General features: G+C 71.2%; 22 protein-coding genes. 15 read left to right on the forward strand and 7 right to left on the reverse strand.

The genetic code is table 11. The annotated features are described in order from the left end of the window. Positions 1-72 precede the first annotated feature (72 nt). On the reverse strand, positions 73-432 hold the full coding sequence (locus tag Q5425_RS37600; RefSeq protein WP_308677162.1) for a hypothetical protein: 360 nt from the start codon (positions 430-432) through the stop codon (positions 73-75). Positions 433-628: 196 nt separating this feature from the next. Between Q5425_RS37600 and Q5425_RS37605 the strand changes: the two genes are divergently transcribed. After that, positions 629-1,786: a sensor histidine kinase gene (locus Q5425_RS37605; RefSeq protein WP_308677163.1), complete on the forward strand. Its 1,158-nt coding sequence runs from the start codon at positions 629-631 to the stop codon at positions 1,784-1,786. 52 nt (positions 1,787-1,838) lie between these two features. After that, positions 1,839-2,522, forward strand: coding sequence for a response regulator transcription factor (locus Q5425_RS37610; protein WP_308677164.1), 684 nt, complete (start codon positions 1,839-1,841; stop codon positions 2,520-2,522). Between the two features lie 144 nt (positions 2,523-2,666). Here Q5425_RS37610 and Q5425_RS37615 read toward each other — a convergent pair whose 3' ends face one another. Continuing rightward, complete coding sequence (locus tag Q5425_RS37615; protein ID WP_308677165.1) at positions 2,667-3,245, reverse strand: TetR/AcrR family transcriptional regulator; 579 nt, start codon at positions 3,243-3,245, stop codon at positions 2,667-2,669. A 260-nt stretch (positions 3,246-3,505) separates the two neighbouring features. Between Q5425_RS37615 and Q5425_RS37620 the strand changes: the two genes are divergently transcribed. After that, on the forward strand, positions 3,506-4,954 hold the full coding sequence (locus Q5425_RS37620) for a non-reducing end alpha-L-arabinofuranosidase family hydrolase (protein ID WP_308677166.1): 1,449 nt from the start codon (positions 3,506-3,508) through the stop codon (positions 4,952-4,954). A gap of 71 nt (positions 4,955-5,025) precedes the next feature. Here the strand turns inward: Q5425_RS37620 and Q5425_RS37625 are convergent, their stop codons facing one another. Next, positions 5,026-5,586, reverse strand: a complete 561-nt coding sequence (locus Q5425_RS37625; protein ID WP_308677167.1) for a phosphoribosyltransferase family protein — start codon at positions 5,584-5,586, stop codon at positions 5,026-5,028. A 70-nt stretch (positions 5,587-5,656) separates the two neighbouring features. Between Q5425_RS37625 and Q5425_RS37630 the strand changes: the two genes are divergently transcribed. Both Q5425_RS37630 and Q5425_RS37635 read left to right on the forward strand, forming a co-directional pair. After that, positions 5,657-6,214: an SMI1/KNR4 family protein gene (locus Q5425_RS37630; RefSeq protein ID WP_308677168.1), complete on the forward strand. Its 558-nt coding sequence runs from the start codon at positions 5,657-5,659 to the stop codon at positions 6,212-6,214. After that, on the forward strand, positions 6,211-6,924 hold the full coding sequence (locus Q5425_RS37635) for a phosphatase PAP2 family protein (protein WP_308677169.1): 714 nt from the start codon (positions 6,211-6,213) through the stop codon (positions 6,922-6,924). Before Q5425_RS37630 ends, Q5425_RS37635 begins: the two co-directional genes overlap by 4 nt. Before the next feature lie 397 nt (positions 6,925-7,321). Here the strand turns inward: Q5425_RS37635 and Q5425_RS37640 are convergent, their stop codons facing one another. Together Q5425_RS37640 and Q5425_RS37645 are read right to left on the reverse strand one after the other, a co-directional pair. After that, positions 7,322-8,539, reverse strand: a complete 1,218-nt coding sequence (locus tag Q5425_RS37640; protein WP_308677170.1) for a DUF6596 domain-containing protein — start codon at positions 8,537-8,539, stop codon at positions 7,322-7,324. Next, positions 8,539-8,919 carry a YciI family protein gene (locus tag Q5425_RS37645; RefSeq protein WP_308677171.1) on the reverse strand — a complete coding sequence of 127 codons (381 nt, stop codon included), beginning with the start codon at positions 8,917-8,919 and terminating at the stop codon, positions 8,539-8,541. Before Q5425_RS37645 ends, Q5425_RS37640 begins: the two co-directional genes overlap by 1 nt. Before the next feature lie 215 nt (positions 8,920-9,134). Here Q5425_RS37645 and Q5425_RS37650 point away from each other — a divergent pair, with 215 nt between their 5' ends. The 5 genes from Q5425_RS37650 to Q5425_RS37670 all read left to right on the forward strand — a co-directional run bounded on the left by Q5425_RS37650 (position 9,135) and on the right by Q5425_RS37670 (position 13,163). Continuing rightward, positions 9,135-10,028 carry a TIGR03619 family F420-dependent LLM class oxidoreductase gene (locus tag Q5425_RS37650; RefSeq protein WP_308677172.1) on the forward strand — a complete coding sequence of 298 codons (894 nt, stop codon included), beginning with the start codon at positions 9,135-9,137 and terminating at the stop codon, positions 10,026-10,028. 180 nt (positions 10,029-10,208) lie between these two features. Further along, positions 10,209-11,384, forward strand: a complete 1,176-nt coding sequence (locus Q5425_RS37655; RefSeq protein ID WP_308677173.1) for a hypothetical protein — start codon at positions 10,209-10,211, stop codon at positions 11,382-11,384. Between the two features lie 20 nt (positions 11,385-11,404). Next, complete coding sequence (locus Q5425_RS37660) at positions 11,405-12,160, forward strand: hypothetical protein (RefSeq protein ID WP_308677174.1); 756 nt, start codon at positions 11,405-11,407, stop codon at positions 12,158-12,160. Between the two features lie 108 nt (positions 12,161-12,268). Further along, on the forward strand, positions 12,269-12,598 hold the full coding sequence (locus Q5425_RS37665; protein ID WP_308677175.1) for a DUF4429 domain-containing protein: 330 nt from the start codon (positions 12,269-12,271) through the stop codon (positions 12,596-12,598). Then, entirely contained in the window at positions 12,588-13,163 is a 576-nt protein-coding gene (locus tag Q5425_RS37670; protein ID WP_308677176.1) for a hypothetical protein, read from the forward strand. Before Q5425_RS37665 ends, Q5425_RS37670 begins: the two co-directional genes overlap by 11 nt. A gap of 69 nt (positions 13,164-13,232) precedes the next feature. On the opposite strand, the gene Q5425_RS37675 is transcribed toward Q5425_RS37670, so the two are convergent. After that, entirely contained in the window at positions 13,233-13,802 is a 570-nt protein-coding gene (locus tag Q5425_RS37675) for a hypothetical protein (RefSeq protein ID WP_308677177.1), read from the reverse strand. Between the two features lie 279 nt (positions 13,803-14,081). Here Q5425_RS37675 and Q5425_RS37680 point away from each other — a divergent pair, with 279 nt between their 5' ends. The 5 genes from Q5425_RS37680 to Q5425_RS37700 all read left to right on the forward strand — a co-directional run bounded on the left by Q5425_RS37680 (position 14,082) and on the right by Q5425_RS37700 (position 21,986). After that, positions 14,082-16,235 carry a choice-of-anchor P family protein gene (locus Q5425_RS37680; protein WP_308677178.1) on the forward strand — a complete coding sequence of 718 codons (2,154 nt, stop codon included), beginning with the start codon at positions 14,082-14,084 and terminating at the stop codon, positions 16,233-16,235. 415 nt (positions 16,236-16,650) lie between these two features. After that, on the forward strand, positions 16,651-17,313 hold the full coding sequence (locus Q5425_RS37685; RefSeq protein ID WP_308677179.1) for a lytic polysaccharide monooxygenase: 663 nt from the start codon (positions 16,651-16,653) through the stop codon (positions 17,311-17,313). 175 nt (positions 17,314-17,488) lie between these two features. After that, complete coding sequence (locus Q5425_RS37690; RefSeq protein ID WP_308677180.1) at positions 17,489-18,946, forward strand: RICIN domain-containing protein; 1,458 nt, start codon at positions 17,489-17,491, stop codon at positions 18,944-18,946. A gap of 170 nt (positions 18,947-19,116) precedes the next feature. Next, a complete protein-coding gene (locus Q5425_RS37695; protein WP_308677181.1) occupies positions 19,117-20,169 on the forward strand; it encodes a glucose 1-dehydrogenase in 1,053 nt (350 codons plus the stop codon). Between the two features lie 5 nt (positions 20,170-20,174). Continuing rightward, positions 20,175-21,986, forward strand: a complete 1,812-nt coding sequence (locus Q5425_RS37700) for a glycoside hydrolase family 15 protein (RefSeq protein ID WP_308677182.1) — start codon at positions 20,175-20,177, stop codon at positions 21,984-21,986. A 38-nt stretch (positions 21,987-22,024) separates the two neighbouring features. Here the strand turns inward: Q5425_RS37700 and Q5425_RS37705 are convergent, their stop codons facing one another. Continuing rightward, positions 22,025-22,576: a helix-turn-helix domain-containing protein gene (locus Q5425_RS37705; RefSeq protein WP_308677183.1), complete on the reverse strand. Its 552-nt coding sequence runs from the start codon at positions 22,574-22,576 to the stop codon at positions 22,025-22,027. Positions 22,577-22,583 lie beyond the last annotated feature (7 nt).

Genomic DNA, 22,583 nt, shown 5'->3' on the forward strand with positions numbered 1-22,583 from the left:
GCCTGCCTTTCCTGTTCGCCGGAGGGAGCCGCCGGGTGGCCGTCTGTGACGGCCGCCCGGCGGACGGAACCGTCAGTCGACCCAGACGTAGCCGGAGCAGTGGTCGCCGCCCCAGTCGATGTCCTCGCACGCCTGGAACTTGAAGACCTTGCTGCCCGAGGTCGAGTAGACCGTCGCGTTCTTACCCGACTTGTTCCACAGGGTGCGCTTGGTGTCGCTGCCCGACCGGTAGTACTCGGCCTTCACCGAGTTGCCGGCCGCACTGTCCTTGATGGCGATCCGGCCCTTGTCGTTCATGGCGGGCGCCCACGCGTGGGCGACCAGTTTGTTCCCGTCGTAGGCCCACGCGGACTTCGCGACCGCCGTACCCGTGGGCAGCAGGACCATCCCCGCGAGCACCCCGCCGGCCAGGAACTTGATCGTCTTCGTCATCGCTTTCCCCTCACTCCGCGGCCGCTTTCCCGCGGCCGGTGCCCGAAGAACGCTACGGAGATCGCGGCCCCGGAGCGTCCGGCACCGGTAAGACATTTCCGCGATCACCGCAGGGGTAGGCCCGGCCTGTTCGTCAACCACGGGGGTACGCCCCAAGGGGGACGCGAGCGGCCGCGGTGGTGGTTACTGTCGGGCAGTGCACCGGATCGACTTCGCGCGACGCGATCCCCGCGTCGTGGACCTGGCGATGGCGCTGACCTTGCTGGCGCTGATGGGGCTCGTCGGCGGGTTGTTCCGGGCCGAGGGGCACCGGCCGTTCGACGGCTGGGCGTACGCGCTCACCGGGTTGATCTGCCTCCCGCTCGCCGCTCGCCGCGCCGCACCCATGACCGTCCTGCTCACGTCCGCGGCGGCGTACGTCGTTTACGCGGGGCAGGGTTACCTGCCGGGCCTGCACCTGTGGAGCCCGATCGTGGCGTTCTACAGCCTCGCCGCGCTGAAACCGCCCCGGGTGACGGCGATCGGCGCGGGGGTGGCGGCGGGGGTGATGGTGGCCAGCAGCCTGGCGCTGCACGCGCCGCTGTTCGCGACCCTCGCCCAGGCCGTCGCCGTGCCCGCGGTGGCCTGGGCGCTGGGCAACGTCTCCCGGCAGCTGGAGCAGCGGAACCGGCAACTCGCCGAAGCCACCGCGCAGCTGGAGTACGAACAGCGGCGGAACATCGAGCACGCCGTCGGCCAGGAGCGGCTCAGGATTGCGCGCGAACTGCACGACGTCGTCGCGCACCACATGTCGATGATCTCCATGCAGGCCGGTCTCGCGGGCTACGTGTTCGACTCCGATCCCGAGACGGCTCGGACGGCCGTCGGCACGATCGGCGCCACCAGCCGGGAAACGCTCGACGAAATGCGCCGCTTGCTCGTGCTGCTGCGCGAGTCCGACCTGGAAGACGCCGTCGAAGCGCCCCATCCCGCGCCGGGCCTGAACCTGCTGCCGGCATTGGCGGATCGGGCCGGGGCGGCGGGGGTCGACGTCGAGCTGACCACCGGCGGCGAGCTGGCCACCCTGCCGTCCGGGCTGCAGCTCGCCGTGTACCGGGTCGTCCAGGAGGCGCTGACCAACGTGCTCAAGCACGCCGGCCGGTGCCGGGCCGAGATCACCGTGCGCCGCGAACCGGGGGTGCTGCGCGCGACGGTCCGCAACGACGGTGCACCGGCGGGCCGGACCGGCACCGGCGGATTTGGTCTTACCGGGATGCGGGAGCGCGCGAAGTTGTACGGTGGAACTCTCACCGCGGGGCCGCGGCCCGATGGGGGGTTCGCCGTGGAGCTGACCATCCCGCTGCCCCGGCAGTGAGCGAAAGTCCATACCGCAGCGGAAGAGTCCCACCGGGGGAGGACGACTCCACATGGTCTCCGTACTCGTCGTCGACGATCAGCCGCTCGTGCGCGCCGGCCTCGCGGCACTGCTGCACGCGGCGCCGGATCTCGACGTGGTCGGCGAAGCGGCCGACGGCGAACAAGCCGTCACCGCGTGCGCGGCCACCGGTCCCGACGTCGTCCTGATGGACGTCCGGATGCCGGGGCTGAGCGGGATCGCCGCCACGCGCCGGATCCTCGCCGATGCCGCCGGGCCGCCGCCGCGGATCCTCATCCTCACCACCTTCGACCTCGACGAATACATCTACGACGCGCTGGCCGCCGGCGCCGCGGGCTTCCTGCTCAAGGAGGCCGAACCCGCGCGCCTGCTGTCGGCGATCCACACCGTCGCCGCCGGGGACCTGCTCTTCGCCCCGGTCGTCACCCGGCGGCTGATCGAGACGTTCGTCCGGCACCGGACGCCGCTGCGGGGTTCCGGCCCGCCCCGGGCCCGGCTCGGCCGGCTCACCGACCGCGAATGCGAGATCCTCCGCCTGGTCGGGACCGGCATCGCGAACGGGGAGATCGCCCGGCTGCTCACCATCACCGAGGGCACGGTGAAGACGCACCTGAACCGGGTGATGGCGAAACTCGGGCTGAGCAGCCGAGCCCAGGCCGTCGTGATGGCCTACGAAACGGGACTGGTTGTGCCGGGGGCCGTCGCGACGAGGTGATCGCCGCGGTGTGGCCGTGGGTGCGGCAGTTCCGCCGGAATTCCAGGACGGCGCCGGCCACCTCGGCGGGTACTTCCTCGGCGAGGTCGTGACCGGCGTCGAAGACGTGACCGGTGACGACGACGGTGTACCGGGCGCAAAAGATCAGCCGAGAACTCCCAGGGCGACCTCCACGAGGGGTTCGAGCGCTCGCACGTCCGGTGTGATCTTGGCGGAGACCAGCAAGCCGTTGAGGAAGGTGACGAGGAAGGCGGCCAGCGTGCCCGGGTCCTGCCGCGTCGCGATCTCGCCCCGCTCCACCGCGACCCGCAGCACTTCGGCGAGCGCCTCGCGGCCGGCGTCCTGCATGTCCCGCACGGTGCGCCGGGTCGCCGCGTCGGCGGGCAGCCGCTCGCAGGCGGCGTTGACGGCCAGGCAGCCCCGGCCGGCGTCCGCCGCGGCGATCCGGAGGCGCTCGACCAGCATCGCCCGGATCGCCGACCGTGCGTCGGTCCCGCCCTGCAGGCTTTCCGGCGCGGCCGCCGCGAGGGTGGTCCGGTAGTGCTCCAAGGCCGCCCGGTACAGCCCGTCCTTGTCGCCGAACGCGGCGTACAAGGACCCCTGCCCGATCCCCAGGTGCCGGGTCAGGTCCCGCACCGAGGTCGCCTCGTAGCCGCGCGACCAGAACAGCTCCATCGCCCGGCTCACCGCCGCGTCGGTGTCGAATTGGCGCGTCCTGACCACGAACCCCACCGTAGGCTATCTGGATCGCTCGTTCAAGATTCGACGCCGGCATGTAAATTTCACGACTCTACCGTCCTTTGTGGACTCACGATCGTGGCCTTGAAGTGGCAAGGTCGCCCAGGACGGCGCCGGTCTTCCCGGCGACCAGGCGTGCGCATTGACAACTGTTCTCCCGGGCGTACAGGCTGACGCGACGAATGTTAGCGATAACAGCCGGAGCCACCAGAAGCGGACCGGAAGCTGACTGGGAGAAGGTCGTCATGAACAGAGGAAGTACCAGCCGCAGGAGAATCGCCGTGCTCGCCGCGGCGGCGACAGTCGCGGCCACCGTGGGGGTGGCGGTGACGCTGGGGGCCGACACGGCACTGGCCGACGTCACCGGCGCACTGCACGGCACCGGTTCGGGCCGGTGCCTGGATGTCCAGAACGCCGGCCAGGCCGACGGCAGCTCCGTGCAGATCTCCGACTGCTCGGGCGGCGCGAGCCAGCAGTGGACGTCGACGACGGCCGGCCTGCTGACGGTGTACGGCAACAAGTGCTTGGACGTGCCCGGCAGCGCGACCGCCACCGGGACCCGGCTGCAGATCTGGACCTGCCACGGCGGCGCCAACCAGCAGTGGCGGCTGAACTCCGACGGCTCGGTGGTCGGCGTGCAGTCCGGGCTCTGCCTGGACGTCGCGGGCGCCGCGACCGCCAGCGGCACCGCGGTGCAGCTCTGGACGTGCCACGGCGGCACCAACCAGAAGTGGACGGGCCTGTCGACCACACCGACCACGCCGACGACGACCACGACCGGCGGAGGCGGCTGCTCCCTCCCCTCGACGTACCGCTGGTCGTCGTCGGGGGTGCTGGCCCAGCCGAAGAACGGGTGGGTTTCGCTCAAGGACTTCACCAACGTCGTCTACAACGGCAAGCACCTCGTCTACGCGTCGAACGTCTCCGGGTCGTCGTACGGCTCGATGGCCTTCACCCCCTTCACGAACTGGTCCGACATGGCCTCGGCCGGCCAGAACGGGATGAGCCAGGCCACGGTGGCGCCCACGCTGTTCTACTTCGCGCCGAAGAACATCTGGGTGCTCGCCTACCAGTGGGGTGCCTGGCCCTTCATCTACCGCACGTCGAGCGACCCGACCAACCCCAACGGCTGGTCGTCGCCGCAGCCGCTGTTCACGGGCAGCATCTCCGGCTCCGGCACCGGCCCGATCGACCAGACCCTGATCGCCGACGGCTCGAACATGTACCTGTTCTTCGCCGGTGACAACGGAAAGATCTACCGGGCGAGCATGCCGATCGGGAACTTCCCGGGCAGCTTCGGCTCGTCGTACACGACGATCATGAGCGACACGCAGGCCAACCTGTTCGAAGCGGTCGAGGTCTACAAGGTCCAGGGCCAGAACCAGTACCTGATGATCGTCGAGGCGATGGGCGCGAACGGGCGCTACTTCCGCTCGTTCACCTCCAGCAGCCTCGGCGGGTCGTGGACCCCGCAGGCCGCCAGCGAAAGCAACCCCTTCGCCGGCAAGGCCAACAGCGGTGCCACCTGGACCAACGACATCAGCCACGGCGACCTGGTCCGCACCAACCCGGACCAGACCAAGACCATCGACCCGTGCAACCTGCAGTTGCTCTACCAGGGCAAGTCCCCCTCCGCCAGTGGCCCGTACGACCAGCTCCCGTGGCGGCCGGGTGTCCTGACGCTGCAGCGTTAGCCACCCGACCGGAGCTCGGCTCGAGGAGGGGCCCCAGCCACCGGCTGGGGCCCCTTCCCGCGCGCCGGGGGTCAGAGCTCCCGGATGTGCAGCAACGACCGGACGTTCAGCTGCCGCCGGACCTGGTTGCTGTCCAAGGCGTCGACCACGGTCGCGGCACCGAGCCAGGTGGCTTCGGCATCCTGCGTGAGGAGGCGGGCACCGTGGGCCTGGCCGCCGGTTTCGATCCAGTCGTCGACGAACAGCACGCGATCGCCGCCGTCGACCAGCTGCTTGCGGAAACCGAGGCGGAGGTGGCGGTCCCGGTAGTCGGGCGGGGTGGTGCGCCGCAGCCAGGCATCGCTGTCGCCGGAGGCCGCCTCGTGCTTGCGCACTTCGACGAACCCGACGTCGAGAGACAGCGCGACCAGCGGCCCGAGGAGGCAACCGCGGGATTCCGGCCCGAGGACGACGGTGGGTTGCTTGCCGGCGAACAGCCGCGCCAGCGCGGGGCCCAGTTTCCCGAGCAGCTCGGGACGACGCCACCACCCCGTCACGTCGGCGTACCGATGCCGGTCCGTGCGGTCTCCGCGCCAGGTGAAGGCCTCGCAAAGCCCCGCTTTCACCTCTTCGAGCCACACGTCTCCGGACACCGCCCCATGATCGGACCGGCGGCGCCCTCGGGCAATCGGATTACCCGGTCCGTGCGGCAGACTGGCGGCCATGAACCAGACCGCCCGTGAGTTCACGCGGTTGCGAGCCGCCGTCGAGCGGCGGTTGCCCGGGACCGCGCCGTTCCGGCCCGGCGCGAGCGAGCAGGATCTCGAACGGCTCGCCGCCGCGACCGGGCTCACCCTGCCGGCCGAACTGGGTGCGCTGCTGCGTGCGTCGGACGGCCAGGACGATCCCGATCAGCTGCACGGCCCGCTCAACTACCACCACTTCCTGACCGTCGACGAAATCATCGGGATGCACCGGATGCTGACCGACGCCGTCGGCGACCTGGCCACGCCCGTCGAGCAACCCGCTTTCCACCGCTGGAGCGTGTGGTCGGAGTCCTGGCTGCCCTTCCTCGCGTTCCAGGGCGACTGCTACCTGCTGGACCTCGATCCCGGCGAGCGCGGCGTCGCCGGCCAGGTCGTGTTCCGCCCCAACGTGCCCGACCTGGGCGAGCCGAAAGCGCCGTCGCTCACCGCGTTCCTGGCCCGTGCCGCCGACCTCGTCGAGACCGGGCAGGCCGAACCGCGGGAGAGCACGCTCGTCCTCCCCGGCCTGTGGTGACCGCGCGGGACGGCGGGCGTCCCCGTGCGCTCGGCGAACTGGTCTTCCTGCTGCTGTGGTTCCTGCTCTTCGCGCGGCTCGACGCCGCTGTGGGCAAGGACTTCGCGGCCGCCACCGCCCATGCGCTGGCGCTGCAGTCCGCGGAACACGCGGTGCACCTCGACATCGAGCTGAGCGCGAACCGGTGGCTGGCCGGAAATCCGGTTCTCGGCCGGCCGGCGGTGTACTTGTACCGGCTGTACTACGTGGTGGTCGCCGGGACGCTGCTGTGGGTGTTCGTCCGGCACGGCGACGTCTACCGCCGGGTCCGCCGGACGATGGTCGCGATGATGGTTCTCGTCCTGCCCGTCTACTGGGCGGTGCCGATGTCGCCGCCGCGGTTCGCGCTGCCGGGTGCGGTCGACGTCGTGGCCGCCTACGACTTCCTGCACCTGCAGAGCTGGACGAACCCCACCCACTACACGGCCATGCCCAGCATGCACGTGGGCTGGTCGCTGTGGTGCGCCTACGCGGTGTGGTCGGCGCTGCGGGGCGCGCACCCCCGCCTGGCGTTGCTGGCGTGGGTGTTCCCGCTGCTCATGACGGCGGACGTGATCACCACCGGGAACCACTACGTGCTCGACGTCGTGGGCAGCGTCGCGCTGCTGGGTGTCTCCATCGTCGCCGCGTCGCTGTGCGGCCGCCTCGTCAGGCAGAGTTCTCACCGGTAGCGCCCCGGAGGACACCGGCGGCCGGTGACCCCGCAGCCGGCGAGCGAGGAAGCGAACCGACTGGGCACGGCCGCGAAGACCAAGGACCTCCGCACCCGCCTGCCGGATCTTCGAGCTGCTGACCCGGGCCCTCGATCGCTGCGCGGCCGCCGGCGCGCTCCGGATCCCTGCGGCCGAAGCGACCCAAGCGATCCCGTCGGCGTCGCGCTGAGCATGCTTTCCCAGCCCGCCCGCTACAGCGATCCGGGCCTCTCGCACCGGGTGCGCGACGCGGTTTTCGCCGCGTGCCTCACACCGGAGGTCGCTGGAGCGCGAGGAGACCGCCCTGCTGCTCAAGTGGCTGAAGCGGATCCGGACGCCGTCCCGACGACGGACCCGGCGGCCACGTCTCGAGGAGTCAGTCCAGCGCGGCCGCCTTGCGCAGCAGCACCGAACGTTCGCGCTCGTTGGTGCACAGCCGGGCCGCCAGCTCCAGTTCGGCGCGCGCCTCCCGGTGCCGGCCGAGCCGGGTCAGCAGCTCGCCGCGGACCGTCGGGACCAGGTGGGAACCCGGGAGCCGGTCGGCGGCGACCAGCTCGTCCACCATCGCCAGGCCGTGCTGCGGCCCCGAGGCCATGGCCACGGCGACGGCGCGGTTGAGCTCGACCACCGGGGAGGGCGCGACCCGGCCCAGTGCCTCGTACAGCAGCACGATCCGGTCCCAGTCGGTCTCCCCGACCGACGGGGCCGCCGCGTGGGCCGCGGCGATCGCGGCCTGCAGGCCGTACGGGCCGAGGCCGCGGGGTGCCGCCTTGGCCAGCGCGGCCAGCCCGCGGCTGATCGCCGAGACGTCCCAGCGGCGCCGGTCCTGGTCCTCGAGCAGGACCGGTGCCCCGTCCGGGCCGGTCCGGGCCGGGAAGCGCGCCGCCGTCAGCTCGCACAGCGCGAGCAGGCCGTGCACCTCCGGCTCGGCCGGCTGCAGCGCGGCCAGCGTGCGGGCCAGCCGGATCGCCTCGTACGCCACGTCGGGGCGCAGCAGCCGGTCGCCCGACGTGGCTGTCGACCCCTCGGTGAAGATCACGTAGAGGACGCTGAGCACGCCGCCGAGCCGCTCCCGGCGTTCGGCGGCCGGCGGCAGCTCGAACGGCACGCCGGCCGCGGCGATCGTTTTCTTGCCGCGGGTGATGCGGGCCTGCACCGTCGGCACGGGGACGAGGAACGCGCGGGCGATCTCTTCGCTGGACAGGCCGGCGACCACGCGCAGGGTCAGGGCCACCCGGGCCTCGGGTGAGAGCACGGGGTGGCAGCTGATGAACATCAGCGCCAGCACGTCGTCGTCGATCCGGTCGGGGTCGACCTCCCCGGAGCCGGCTTCTTCGCCCGCCGCCAGCAGGGGGTAGCGGTCCCGGAGGGCGGTCCGGCGGCGGATCGCGTCGATCGCCCGCCGCCGGGCCGTGGCCATCAGCCAGCCGGCCGGGCTGGCCGGGGCGGCGAGCGGCCACGACACGAGTGCCTCGGCCACCGCCTCCTGGGCCGCGTCCTCGGCCAGCCCGAAATCGCCGGTGAACCGGGTCAGCGCGGCGACGATCCGCGCCGACTCGATCCGCCAGACGGCTTCGACGTCGGCCGCGTCCATCAGACCCGGCCGCCGCTGTCGCCCGGGGTCTCTTCGCTGCCGGGCACCCGCCGGACCTCGACCTTGGCCCCGGGGGCCGCCGGGACCCGCTTGGCCCACTCGACCGCCTCCTGCTTCGAAGCGACGTCGATGAGGAAGAAACCCCCGAAGAGTTCCTTGGTTTCGCCGTACGGCCCGTCCGTGACCACCGGGGTCTCGCCGCCGAAGTCGACGACGACGCCCTGGGCGGGGTCGTCCAGCCCTTCGGCCGCGACGTAGACACCCGCCTTGAACAGGTCCTCGATGAACTGGCGGCTGGTGGCCATCATCGCGTCGATGTCCGCCAGCATGGCCGCGTTCGACTCGTCGGTGCCCCGCATGATCAGCATGTACTTCGGCAACACAATCTCCTCGTCCGGGGAGGCCGCCTCTCGGCTCTCGCACCGTCAGGTCGAACGAGCGGCCCGTGGATCGACACGGCCGCGGAGAAATCTTCCGCCGCCATCCGGCGATCCGGCCGGCGGGGCCGCCGCACCGGTACTTGAACGAGCAACTAGATGCGGGTAGTAGTGGCAGCAGGACCGAAATGGTCCGTTCACTCTGCAGGGGAGAAGTTATGCCACTGGGTTTCAGCCTTCCGGTGTTCGGCAAGGCGGCGGCCACGCCGGGCGGGATCGCGCGGTACGCGCGCGAGGCGGAACGGGCCGGCGCGGCCGGTCTCTGGGTCGGCGACCGCCTGCTGTCGCCGGTCGATCCGGTTGTGCCCTACCCGGGCTACGACACCATGCCCGAGGAGTTCCACACCGCGCAGGACCCGTTCGCCGCGTTGGCCGTCGCCGCGGCCGTGACCGAGACCGCCGTGCTCGGGTCGAGCACCATCAACGCCACCCAGTACCAGCCCGCGAACCTCGCCCGGCTGCTGACCAGCATCGACGTGGCGAGCAACGGACGGCTGCTGCCCGGGCTGGGCATCGGCTGGTCGCCCGACGAGTACGCGGCCGTCGGGGTGCCGATGGCCGAGCGCGGCAAGCGGCTGGACGACCTGCTCGACCTCCTCGAGACGTGGTGGACCAAGGACACCGTGTCGCACGAAGGCGTCGGCTACACCGTCGCGGAGACCCACGTCGCGCTGAAGCCGGTGCGCAAGCCGCCGGTCCACCTGGCCGGGTTCGGGGAGAAGGCGCTGCGCCGGGTCGCCGAGCGGGCGGACGGCTGGCTCCCCGTCTGGTCGGTGCCCGAGCAGTTCCCCGCCGACGTGATCACCTCCACCCTGGCCAAGCTCCGCGCCGACGCCGAGCGGGCCGGCCGTGACCCGCGGGCGCTCGGGGTGGCGCTGCGGGTGAACGCCGACCCCGGCACGGCGGCGGAGGCCATCGCCGAATCGGTCACCAAGATCGTCGAACTCGTCGCCCCGGACCACACGTTCGTCGACCTCACCTACCTGACCGGCAGCGTGGAAGAGCACCTCGACCTCACCGGCCGGTTGCTGGACCTGACCGCCAAGGGCTGAGGCCCCGCGCGGGAACCCCCGGGCCGGAGGGGTTCCCGCGTCCGGCGGGTAACGCCGCCCGCCCGGACGGCGACAGCAACCGCGAGAGCGGGGCCGGGACAGTTGTCCGTGACGGGCGGGCCCTCACGCAGGATGATCGGCTGGTCCGACGCTCACCAGGTCACCAGCGGGAGCCGCCTCGTGGAACCATCGCCGGAGGGCGTGCTCGACGCCGATCGGTGGCACGGGGAAGCGACCCGGACGACCACGCTCGCGATCGTGGCCAAGCTCCAGTCGGCCGGCGTCCTGTTCCAGTTCCTCGGGTCGTTCATCAGCGCGCTGGTCGACCCCTACGCCGATCCGGTGGCCAGGAACGTCGTCCTCGGCCTCTCGCTCGCGCACCTGCCGGTCGCCGTCCTGTTCCTCAAGCGCCGCAGCCCCTTCGCGATGGGGCGGCAGTGGCTGTGGCTGCCGTGCCTGCAGAGTCTTGCGTTCCCGGCCTTGGCGGCGTTGCTCACCGCGCCCGACCGGTACGGGGTGGGCGCCTGCACGCCCCTGTGCAACTACGCCGCGCCGACCATCACCTTCCTGACCATGTACGTGCAGGTGATCCCGCTCGCGCTGACGGCCCGCGTCGTCGTCGAGACGCTGATCGTGGCGGTGCCGGTCGCCGAGCCGATCGTCCTGCTGCTGCTCATGACCGAGCACCCGACGGCCGGGAACTTCACCGCGATCGTCGCCGGGCAGCTGCAGCTCGTGGTCGGCTACCTGATCGGCCGGGCCGCGGTGGCCGTCTGCCGGGTCGCGGTCGGCCGCCAGGCCGAAACCCTGCGGCAGAGCTACGACGAGTTCTTCAACTTCCTGCATTCGCACGTCAAGGCCGGCCTCGCGGCGGTCCGCGCGGAACAGCCCGCCATCCCGGCGATGCTCGAGAAGCTGGAGGAGCTCGAGCAGGCGGTCAGCGACCGGCGGATCGACATGCTGTTCATCCGGGACCAGATCCCCCTGGCCGTCGTGATCAGCGAGCGGACCCGCACCTTCACCGGGCGGTTGAAGATCGCCGAGAGCCCGCGGGTCGGCGCGCTCACGGTCGTCCGGCCGATCGGGGCGCTGATCAGCAGGGCACTGGGCGACCTGCTCAAGAACGTCGTCGTGCACGGCGGCGACACGGTCCGCATCCGCTGCGCGGTGCACGACTTCATGAGCGTGACCGTCGAGGTCGCCGACAACGGGCCGGGTTTCGACCCGGCCGTGCTCGACGACCCGGCCCGGAGCCTGCACCGCCTCCGCGCCGACGCGCGCCGGCTCGGCGGCGACCTCGAGCACTTCACCGACGACGGTGAGACCGGCATGCGCCTCAGCCTGCCCCTGCGATAGGCCGGACGACGGAGACGAAGATGCGAGTACTCCTCATCGAGGACACCACCCAGCTCGCCGGGCCGGTCGCCCAGCAGCTGCGCGACGAGCACGGCCACGACGTGCAGCGGGCACGGGACCCGCTCGAAGCGCGGAGCCTGACCGGCCCGTTCGACGTCGTCGTGGTGGACCTGCTGTTCGAGCACCTGAGCCTGGAGTTCGACCGGCGCCGGCTCGGCCGCCGGGTGCGGCCGACCCGCGACCGGCTGCTCGTCACCGGGCTGACCGCGGTGACCGACTTCCTCGCCCGCCCGGAGCCCAGCGGGATCGTGCTGTGGACCTCCGGTGAGGCGAACCGGAGGCTGCACCTGCTGTACGCCGAAGAAGAACTCGGGATCCGCGCGTTCTGCTCCAAGAGTTCCGGCACGGGGAAGGCCGACGTGCTCAACGCGGCGATCGCCGCCGCCGCGGCGGGCCGTCCCCACGTCGACCCGGTGCTCAGCGCGTACCTGCCGGGCAGCCACGGGCACCCGATTTCGCGCACGATTTTCCGCGAAGAAAAACACCGGGCGATCTGGCGGGCCGTCGCACTGGGCGCGCATTCCCGGGAAGAGATCGCCGAACTCACCGGCCACCCCCGCCGGACGATCGGCAACCTGATGCCCGAGCTGCTCGCCGAGCTCCTCACCCTCGATCCCGGCATCCAGGCGGGCAAGCCGCTCAACGAAGTCGTCCGGTACGCGAACCGGAATTGGGAGTTCTTCCTCGACGACGCCGTGCGCCGCCGGTTTCCCTGACCGGGGCGGGACAGTTGTCCTGGAGGCGGGGTCGGATATTCATTACTTTCGGTACACACCCGGTTCGGGTGCCCGGAATCGACCCACGCAAAGGACGAAGCAATGTTGGTGACCACCAAACGCGGCAGTGTGGAATTCGACGGCACCGCCGTCACGATCCGGCCTCCGCGCGGCCTGGGCAGCATTCTATCCGGCAAATCGGAGATGTCGGTGCCGCTGCGCGCCATCCGCTACATCGAGTTCAGCCCGGCGGTGGCGATGAAGAACGGCTACTTCCGCATCAACACCGGCCAGCCGCCCCTGGCGGGCACGCCGATGCGCCCGGCGTTCATGGAGGCGATCAAGGACGCGCACGCCATCATCTTCACCGGCCGCGAATCGGCGCAGTTCGTCCAGCTGAAGAACGCGATCGAAGAAGCGCTCGGCCATGTCCGCTGACGCGGCGAGCGCGTCGCCGGACCGGAACGCGCTGGTCGCTCTGGTCCTGGCGGTCCTCGGGGTGGTGGCCGGGGTGTTCGCCTTCAAGCTGCACCTGCGCGGCGGCGACGACAAGCTCTTCACCTACAGCCTGGGCCTCGCCTGCTCCGGCTTCTACATGAGCAGCCTCGGAAAGGCGGTGAAAGCACTGCGGGCCAGGACGGCACCGGCGCCGGGATCCTCGGGCACGCCAAGGATCCTCGCCACGGCCGCGGTGGTGACCCTCGCCGGCGCGATCGTCTTCACGTTCTCCTCGGTCTTCGCCCACTACCTGGCGCAGTTCGACGACCTCAGCGGACTGGAGGTGGTGGTCGGGCTGGTCGTGTCGGTGCTGCCGTTCCTCGGCCCGCTGCTGCTCGGCGGCTGCTACTTCTACGCCTTGCAGCAGTCGCTGTGCGAGGCCGGCTGGAACATGGCGGCGGCACTGCTGGGCGCCCTGGTTTGCGCGGGCGCGTCCGTGGCGATCTGGTACGGCTTGAACATCTCCCTCGGCCCGGTCGTCTACCGGCAGCTGGGGCTGTTCTGACGAGGCCGCGGCCACTGCCGTCCACTGTGGACAGCAGTGGCCGCGCCCCGCCGGACGTCGGCCCGCCGGCTAGGACAGCCGGACCAGGTCCAGCAGCGTCCGCGCGTAACCGGTGACGGCCGCCTCGGTTTCGCCGCGCCCCGGCGAAGTGCCGTTCACGACCAAGACCACATTGGACTTGCGGGCGACGAGCACGACCAGGCTCCCGTGCGCGCTGATCCTCGCCTCGTCGCCGATCCCGCCCACCGGGGTGTCCGCGCCGAGCGCAAAGCCCGCCTTCGGCCCGAGATACCGGGTGACCCGAGACGCGGCCTCGGCTTCGGCTTCCCCGGTGCCACTGCGGTTCCCCGCCCGCCGGAACAACGAGAACTGCGCCTCGACCGGCGAAGACCCGCCCCACACGCAGTCGGCGCCTTCGACGTCACCGGGGCCGGTGACGCGAGCCGGCGCTCCCGCCGCGGGCAGGCCGGGAAGCGGCGGACAGACCGCGGGCAGCGCCACCGCTTCGTGCCGGCCCGGCCACCACGGGCTGAGCCACGGCCGGTCGAGCACCGCGAACGCGGCGCCGAGCACCACCACGGCCAGCGCCGCGCCCCACACCGGCCACCGCCGTCGTCGCCCCGCCACGGCCTCTGTCATCGGCCCCTCCCGATGTCCTGGTCACCGGCAGCCTAACCGAGCGGGGCGTTCCGGCATCCGGGCCGGTGCGCTGGTCCATCCGGGTGGAAGCGCCGGAACCGTGTTGACCGGCGGCGTGCTCGCGCGTTGCCTGGTACTGCCGGACGAGGGGCCCGGCCGGGGGCGCATGGGGGAACAAGCACACATTCCACTGTCGTGCGCTAACTGAATATCGTCCACTAGGGGGTAGTGGCATTGTTTTATCGGAAACGCCTGTCGGCGGCCATTGTTTTGGCCGCCGTGGCGGCATTGATCGCCACCATGGTGCAGCCGGCCGCCGCGGCCGAATCGAGCGACAACGCGATCGGGGATTCCGTGGTCGCCACCATCGTGAATCGCGAAAACCACAACTGCCTCGACAGCGACTACAACGGGAACGTCTACCTCAACCCGTGCGGGGCCAGGAACTACTACCAGCACTGGCAAGCCGTCGGCCACACGCTGGTGAACGTCCGGACGGGCCGGTGCCTGGACAGCAACAACGCCGGTGACGTGTACACCTTGGAGTGCAGCAACAGCGAGTTCCAGCAGTGGGGTGGCGGCGGCGAACACGTCGTCGGGAACCGGAAGACGCTGCTGGCCGTGACCGCCGTCGGCGAACACGGGGTGCACGCCTACACGCCGATCGGCCTGGACGAGCAGCTCTGGGACACGCCGCTGACCGACGGTGTCTGCGATCCCGACCCGCTCGAGATGCGGGTCGACCAGGTCCTCGAAGACGACTGGACGAAGATCCAGGACACGCAGCAGAGCACCGAAGGCCTCGCCGGTCCGTGGGACTGGAAGGTGACGAAGGGCGTCGGCTCGCACATCACGGCGTCGACGACCGCCACCGTCGGCGCGGAATTCGCCGTCGGGCAGTTCAAGGCGTCCGCGTCGGGAACCATCACCGAAGGCGTGACGCACGACATGACCTACACCGTCGAACTGCCCTTCCACGCGATCATTCCCAAGGGCCAGGTCATGTACGCGAACTACGGCGCGCACCGGCACAACATCCTGTTCCACTGGCACCGCAGCGCGAAGGACTGCACGGATCTGGAAAGCGGCCAGTACAAGCTCACGGTTCCGTTCGCGCAGGGTTTCTACTGGCGTTGCGAAACGCGCCTGGACCCCGACTGCCGGCAGAAGATCGAGGCGGCGAACAGCGGGACCAGCCGGGCCCGGCTCGCGGCCTCGTTCTACCCGTACTACGAGCGGCTCGAACTGGGGGCACCGCCGGAGGAGCCGCCGCCGTCCCGGAAGGCGACCAGCGTCGGCTACACCGGCCCGGTGACGGCCGCCTACCACGATTCCGTCGTCGCGTCGGCCAAGGTGACCAGTGCAGGAAACCCGGTGGGCGCGGGCCTGGTGACCTTCACCCTGGGGCGCAGCAGCTGCGTCGCGGGTGTGAACCCTTCCGGTACCGCGTCCTGCCAGCTCGACATCGCGGACACACCCGGCGCGGCGACGATGCACGTCTCCTACGGGGGTACGGCCGGCTACTTCCCGAGTTCCACGAGCGTGCCCTTCACCATCACGAAGGCACCGACCAAGCTCGGCTACACCGGCACCAAGCACATCGCCAACGGCGAGCCCGCGCACCTGGCCGCCGTGCTGACCGAGAACGGGCGCCTCACCGGCCCCCTCGCGGGCCGCGCGGTGCACCTCACCCTGGGCCAGGGGGCGACGCAGCAGGCGTGTGACGCGACGACGGACACCGCCGGGACAGCGCAGTGCGACGTCCCGTCGGCGGACCAGCCGCTGAACGACACCGCGACCGTGCCGGTCGGGGCAAGCTTCGCCGGCGACGAGTTCTACCTGCCGTCCAGCGACTCGGCCCAGGCCCGGCTGCAGTACTACACCGGACGGGCCGTCGGGCTCGACGCCTCGGTGAACCTGCCCCTGCTGCCGCTGAAGCTGGGGCCGGCTCCGGACACCGGACCGGTCCGCACGGCCACCGCGTCCCGGACCACCACACCGTGCACCGCGTCGATCGGCGTACTGGTGGTCAACGCCCGCGCGCTGTGCCCGCAGGTCACCACGACCCTGAAGCCGGGCACGATCTCCGCCACCGTGCACGTCGACGACGTCCACGTGGGACTGCCGGGCCTGCCGGTGATCGACATCGCCGGCCTCACGGCGACCTCGACGAGCACCTGCACGGGCGCAACCGGTTCGGCGACGATGAGGCTGTCGATCGCCGGCGCGCAGGTGACGGTGCCGACCCAGCCGAACAGCACGATCCCGCTGGCCGGCGGCGGCCGGATCGTCGTCAACGAGCAGAAACCGGTGGCGGGCGCCGACTTCGGGCTGGCCGAAACCGCCGTGCACATCGTGCTGCCGGGCCTGACGGGCAACCTGGTCGACATCACCGTCGGCTCGCCGGTGAGCGCGTCGCACAACTGCACGTGACGAGCGGTGCCCCTCGGACCGGTCCGAGGGGCACTCCCGGCTCACCCGGGCCGGACCCGCGCATTCTCCACGATTACGCGACGGCGGACGCCTGCCGCTCCAACGCCCGTTCGCCGCCGAAGTACGCGACACTGCCCGCCGGTGAACGCGTCGCACCACCGCACGTGACCGGCGATGCCCCTTCGGACCGGTCCGAGGGGGCACTCCCGGCTCACCCGGGCCGGGCTCGTCGAACACCGCGAAACTTTCGCCGGAAATCCCGTTCCTTTCGAAACCCCGGCGACAGAGAATAACCACAATTCTCTTTCGACTCTTGGTTGAACTTTGTCCGGATCGAGGTTAAGCTGCTGCCATCCTGGGAGCGCTCCCACATGAACCACCACCGCTCGATCAATCCGAGAATGGAGGCTCATCCATGCGTTTGCGCAACTTCTCCGGGTCCGATACCAGACGACGGGGCCTCATCGCCCTGGTCGTCGCCGGGCTGGCCTGCCTGTTCGTCGGGGTGCCCACCGCCTCGGCGCACGGGACCATCGTCGGTCCCGCGACCCGCGCCTACCAATGCTGGAAGGACTGGGGCAGCCAGCACACGAACCCCGCCATGCAGCAGCAGGACCCCATGTGCTGGCAGGCCTTCCAGGCCAACGCCGACACCATGTGGAACTGGATGAGCGCCCTGCGGGACGGGCTGCACGGCAACTTCCAGGGCTCGACGCCCGACGGGCAGCTCTGCAGCAACGGCCTCTCGCGCAACAACTCCCTGAACACCCCCGGTCAGTGGCGGACCACCAGCGTCGGCAGCAGCTTCTCGATGCACCTGTACGACCAGGCCAGCCACGGTGCCGACTACATCCGGGTCTACGTCAGCAAGAACGGGTTCGACCCCACCACCCAGCGCCTCGGGTGGGGCAACCTCGATCAGATCACGCAGACCGGCCGCTACGCCCCGGCCAAGGACATCACCTTCAACGTCCAGACCTCCGGTGGCTACCGCGGGCACCACGTCGTGTTCACGATCTGGCAGGCTTCGCACCAGGACCAGACCTACATGTGGTGCAGTGACGTGAACTTCGGCTGACCGCTTTCCGGCCGTGCCGCATTGAACAGAAGGCCTCTGTTCAATGCGGCACCGCCGTGTTCTCTTCTGACCGATCCTGAGCGTTTCGCTTCGGAACTCTGGCCGCTTCCCGGCCGCGGGTGTTACCAGTGTCTCGAACATTCCGGCTGCGCCGTGATCCGGGAGGAACGAGCCGATGAGATCGCCGAACCACTCCGTGCTCCGCAGGACGCTGTCGAAAGCGTTGCGGCTCTTGGCGCTGTCCGCGCTCGCCGGCGGGCTGCTGACCGCGGTCCCGCAGCAGGCCCAGGCGGCCACCGCCGGCTTCAGGGGCGTCAACTGGGCCGACGCGCGGGACAACTTCGTCAACGGCGTGCTGTACGTGTCCGGGCTGAGCGCCTCCGACACCCACGCCTCGGCCGCCGCCACCGCCGATCAGGTGATCGGCCAGCTGTATTCGATCAGCGGGGCCAACACCGTCCGGATGCCGGTCAACGAGCCGACCGTCGCCGGCTACTGGGACACCTACACCGGGGCGATCGACACCGCGCTCGGCAAGGGCAAAGTGATCCTGGCGTACTGGGCGTACACCGGTGGCAAGCCGCCGGACACCGGCCGGTTCCAGCAGATGTGGGACAAGATCGTCGCCCAGTACGGCAGCAACCCGAACGCCTACTTCGAGGTCATCAACGAGCCGCACGGCTACAGCACCGGTGACCTGAACAACTTCTACACCGCCTGGCTGTCCCGGTACCCGGGTGTGCCGCGCGCCCGGGTGATCCTCGACGGGGCCGGTCTCGCCCAGAACGTGCCCGCGGTCGGCGGCGACCGCCGGCTCGACGGGACGCTGCTGGCGGCCCACGACTACTCGTTCTTCGCGGGCTACGAGAGCGAAACCGAGTGGGCCGACCACATCGGCGGTTACATCGGCGCGTACGCGGACCGGACCGTGGTCACCGAGTGGGGCGGCCCGATGTCCCCCGGCAGCAAGAACGGCGTCCACTACAACACCATCGACTACAGCATCCCGAGCGGGTCGTTCTTCGCCGACTACCTCCGGGGCGTCAGCGCCAAGCTGCGCAGCCTCGGCGTGGGCAGCGTGTACTGGCCGGGCCTGCGCGACGGCGACTGGTACAGCCTGACCACCCGCACCGGAACCGGCGCCGCCACCAAGCTGACCCTGTCGAACCCCAGCGGGCTGGCCCGGCTCCAGTACGCGTGGGGCTCCGGCAGCGGAGGCGGCACCTACGTCCGGATCGTCAACGCCGCCACCGGCCTGTCCGTCGACGGGCTGGGCCGGGCCTCCAGCGGCGCCACCGCCGGCCAGGCGAGCAGCGACCCCGGCCGCTACGACCAGCAGTGGGTCATCGAGAACTCCGGCAACCGCGTGCGCATCAAGAACCGCGCGACCGGGCTCTACCTGGACGGCGCGGGCCGCACCACCAACGGCGCCGCCGTGAGCCAGTACGCGGCGAGCGGCAGCGGCAACCAGCAGTGGTCGGTGGTGACCGACGCCGACAACGTCCGCATCCGCAACAGCAGCACCGGGGAGTACCTCGACGGCATGGGCCGCACCGGCAGCGGTGCCGATCTCGCCCAATACGGTGACAGCAGCAGCGTGAACCAACGGTGGCGCATCGTCGCCGCCGGCTGAGCCCGCCTGCCGGGCGGGGCCGCTGCGCTGCGGCTCCACCCGGCAGGCGAAGCACCTTTCTGCGCCGCATCGTCCGGTTTGCCCGCACCTTGCTTCCCGCACGCATGTTTTGCGGGCCGCCGGCGCGTCAAACCGCAACCGAGCGGCCGTCGCGGAAAGGGAGCGGAGAAATGCGAGCATTGACCGTCGTGCCGGAACATTCGGGGTCCTTGCGGGTGGACACGGTCCCCGATCCACGGCCGGCACAGGGCGAACTGCTCGTGCGCGGCCTCGCCCTCGGTGTGTGCGGCACGGACAAGGAGATCGCCCGCGGCGAGTACGGCTGGGCACCACCCGGCCGGGAGCGCCTGGTGCTGGGGCACGAATCACTCGGCCGGGTGATCGAAGCGGCCGCCGGGTTTTCCGAAGGCGACCTCGTCGTCGGCGTCGTCCGGCGGCCCGACCCGGTGCCGTGCGGCGCGTGCGCGGCCGGGGAGTTCGACATGTGCCGCAACGGCCGCTACACCGAGCGCGGCATCAAGGAGATCGACGGCTACGGCAGTGAACTGTGGACCGTCGAGGCGGATTACGCCGTGCGCCTCGATCCCCGCCTGCGGGACGTCGGCATGCTGATGGAACCCACGACGGTCGTCGCGAAGGCCTGGGAGCAGATCCAGCGCGTCGGGGAACGCGCCTGGTTCGAGCCGAAGCGGGTGCTGGTGACCGGCGCGGGCCCGATCGGGCTGCTCGGCGCGCTGCTGGGCGGGCAGCGCGGCCTCGACGTCCACGTCCTCGACCGCGTCACCGACGGTCCCAAGCCCCGGCTCGTCGAGGCGCTCGGCGCGACCTACCACCACGAGCCGATCGAGAAGGTGCTGCCGTCGCTCGAGCCCGACATCGTGCTGGAGGCCACCGGCGTCGGTTCCCTGGTCTTCGACGCGATGGCGGGGACCGGCGCGTACGGCATCGTCTGCCTGACCGGCGTCTCCCCCGCCGGCCGGAGCCTGACCGTGGACGCCGGGACCATCAACCGCGAGCTCGTCCTCGAGAACAACGCCGTCATCGGCTCGGTCAACGCCAACCTCCGCCACTACCGGGCCGCCGCCGACGCGCTCGGCCGCGCGGACCTGGACTGGCTGACCGGTCTGATCACCCGGCGGGTCCCGCTGGACCGGGCCGCCGACGCCTTCGAAGCCGCCGACGACGACGTCAAGGTCGTCATCGACCTGGACAACGAGCACTGACCGCCGTGGCACCCCCGATCGAGGACTACGCACTCCTGGGTGACCTGCACACGGCCGCGTTGCTCTCCCGCGACGGCGCGATCGACTGGCTGTGCCTGCCCCGCTTCGACTCCCCCGCCTGTTTCGCCGCGCTCCTGCACGACGAGCACGCCGGCACCTGGCGGCTCGCCCCCGCGAGCGGCGGGCCCGCCACCCGGCGCTCGTACCGCGGCGACTCGCTGATCGCGGTGTCCGAGTGGGACACCGCCGAGGGCACCGTCCGCGTCCTGGACTTCATGCCCCCGCGCGGGGAGGCCGCCGACGTCGTCCGGATCGTCGAGGGCGTGTCCGGCCGGGTGCCGATGCGTATGCTGCTGCGGCTGCGGTTCGACTACGGCGCGGTCGTCCCGTGGGTCCGGCACGAGGACGGCGAGTTCGTCGCCGTGGCCGGCCCGGACGCGGTCCGGGTCCGCACCCCGGTGCCGCTGCGCGGCGAAGATCCGGCCACCCACGCCGAATTCACCGTCTCCGCCGGGGAGCGCGTCCCCTTCGTCCTCACCCACCACGCCTCCTACCGGCCGCGTCCGCGCTCCGCCGACGCCGAAACCGCCCTCGCCGACACGGAACGCTTCTGGGCGGACTGGATCGGCCGCTGCCGGTACGACGGGCAGTGGCCGGACGCGGTCCGGCGCGCCCTGATCACCCTCAAGGCCCTCACCTACGCCCCGACCGGCGGCATCCTCGCCGCCGCGACGACGTCGCTGCCCGAACAGCCGGGCGGGTCGCGCAACTGGGACTACCGCTACTGCTGGCTGCGCGACTCGACGTTCACCCTGCAGGCCCTGATCGGCACCGGCTACCACGACGAAGCCCGCGCCTGGCGCGAATGGCTCGTCCGCGCCGTCGCCGGCGACCCCGCGGACCTGCAGATCATGTACGGCCTCGACGGCACCCGACGGCTACCGGAGTCCACTTTGGACTGGCTGTCGGGCTACGATGGCTCCACGCCGGTCCGGGTCGGCAACGCCGCGGCCGGCCAGTTCCAGCTGGACGTCTGGGGCGAAGTCCTCGACGGGCTCCACTTGGTCCGCGAAGCCGGGCTGCCCACGTCCCACCCGGCCTGGGACCTGCAGCGCGGCCTGCTCGATTTCCTCGAAGGCCACTGGGACCAGCCGGACAACGGCCTGTGGGAGGTCCGCGGGCCGCGGCGGCACTTCGTCCATTCCAAGGTGCTCGCCTGGGCCGGCGTCGACCGCGCGGTCCACACCGTGCAGGCCCACGGTCTCGACGGCCCGGTCGAGCGCTGGCGGGCCCTGCGCGACAAGATCCACCAGGAGGTCTGCGCCCACGGCTACGACGCCGGCCGCAACACCTTCACCCAGTTCTACGGCTCCCGCGGCCTGGACGCCGCCCTGCTGCTCATCCCCCGCGTCGGCTTCCTGCCCGCCGGTGACCCGCGGGTCCGCGGCACCGTGGACGCCGTCCGCGCCGAACTCGCCCACGACGGTTTCGTCCGGCGCTACGACCCCGACGCCGACGGCGGTGTCGACGGGTTGCCCGGCGGCGAAGGCAGCTTCCTGGCGTGCAGTTTCTGGCTCGCCGACGCTCTCCACGCGACCGGCCGCACGGGTGAAGCCCGCGAGCTGTTCGAGCGGTTGCTCGGGCTGCGCAACGACGTGGGGTTGCTGGCCGAGGAGTACGACACCGGCCTGGGCCGCCAGGTGGGGAACACGCCCCAGGCGTTCAGCATGGTCGGGCTGGTCAACACGGCCCGTCAGCTCTCGGGTTCCACCACCGGGACCAACGCCCCGGGCAAGGACCAGCGAGCGGACACCTGACCGGTTCGCGTACCTGAGTACGCGGCGGCTGGGCGCTCCTAGCCCGCGTCGCCCTTGCCGAAGGCGCGCAGGAACGTGTCGACGATGACGTCGGCGGCCTGCGCGTCGCTCAGGCCGGGCAGTTCGCGCGTGGACAGGTGCACCAGCCGGCCCAGCACGTTGCCCGGCCAGCGCTCGGGCAGGCCCGGCCGGAGGAAGCCTTCGTCGGTGGCCCGCTGGATGAACCGGTCCACCTCCTCGACCGCGCGCAGGCGCCGCGCCCAGATCTCCGGGTCCGAGCGCATCCGGCTCACCTCGGTCGGCCAGGTGCGGTTCACGCCGACGATCCCTTCGACGTACCGGTGCAGGGCCACCGGCACCGGCGCCTCCCTCAGCCGGGCCGCCTCGATCGCCGCCTCGATCGCGTCCAGGCGGGCCTGGTACACCGCCGCCAGCAGCTCCTCGCGGCCCGTGAAGCGGCGGTAGACGGTCCGGCGGTCGACGCCGGCCTCCGCCGCGATCGCCGCGATGCTCGTCGCGGGATCTTCGGCGAGCATGCGGGCGCCCGTCGTCAGCAGCAGTTCCAGGTTGCGCGCGGCGTCAGCTCTCACTCCCTCA

This window comes from Amycolatopsis sp. A133, from assembly GCF_031082405.1.
Classification (GTDB): domain Bacteria; phylum Actinomycetota; class Actinomycetes; order Mycobacteriales; family Pseudonocardiaceae; genus Amycolatopsis.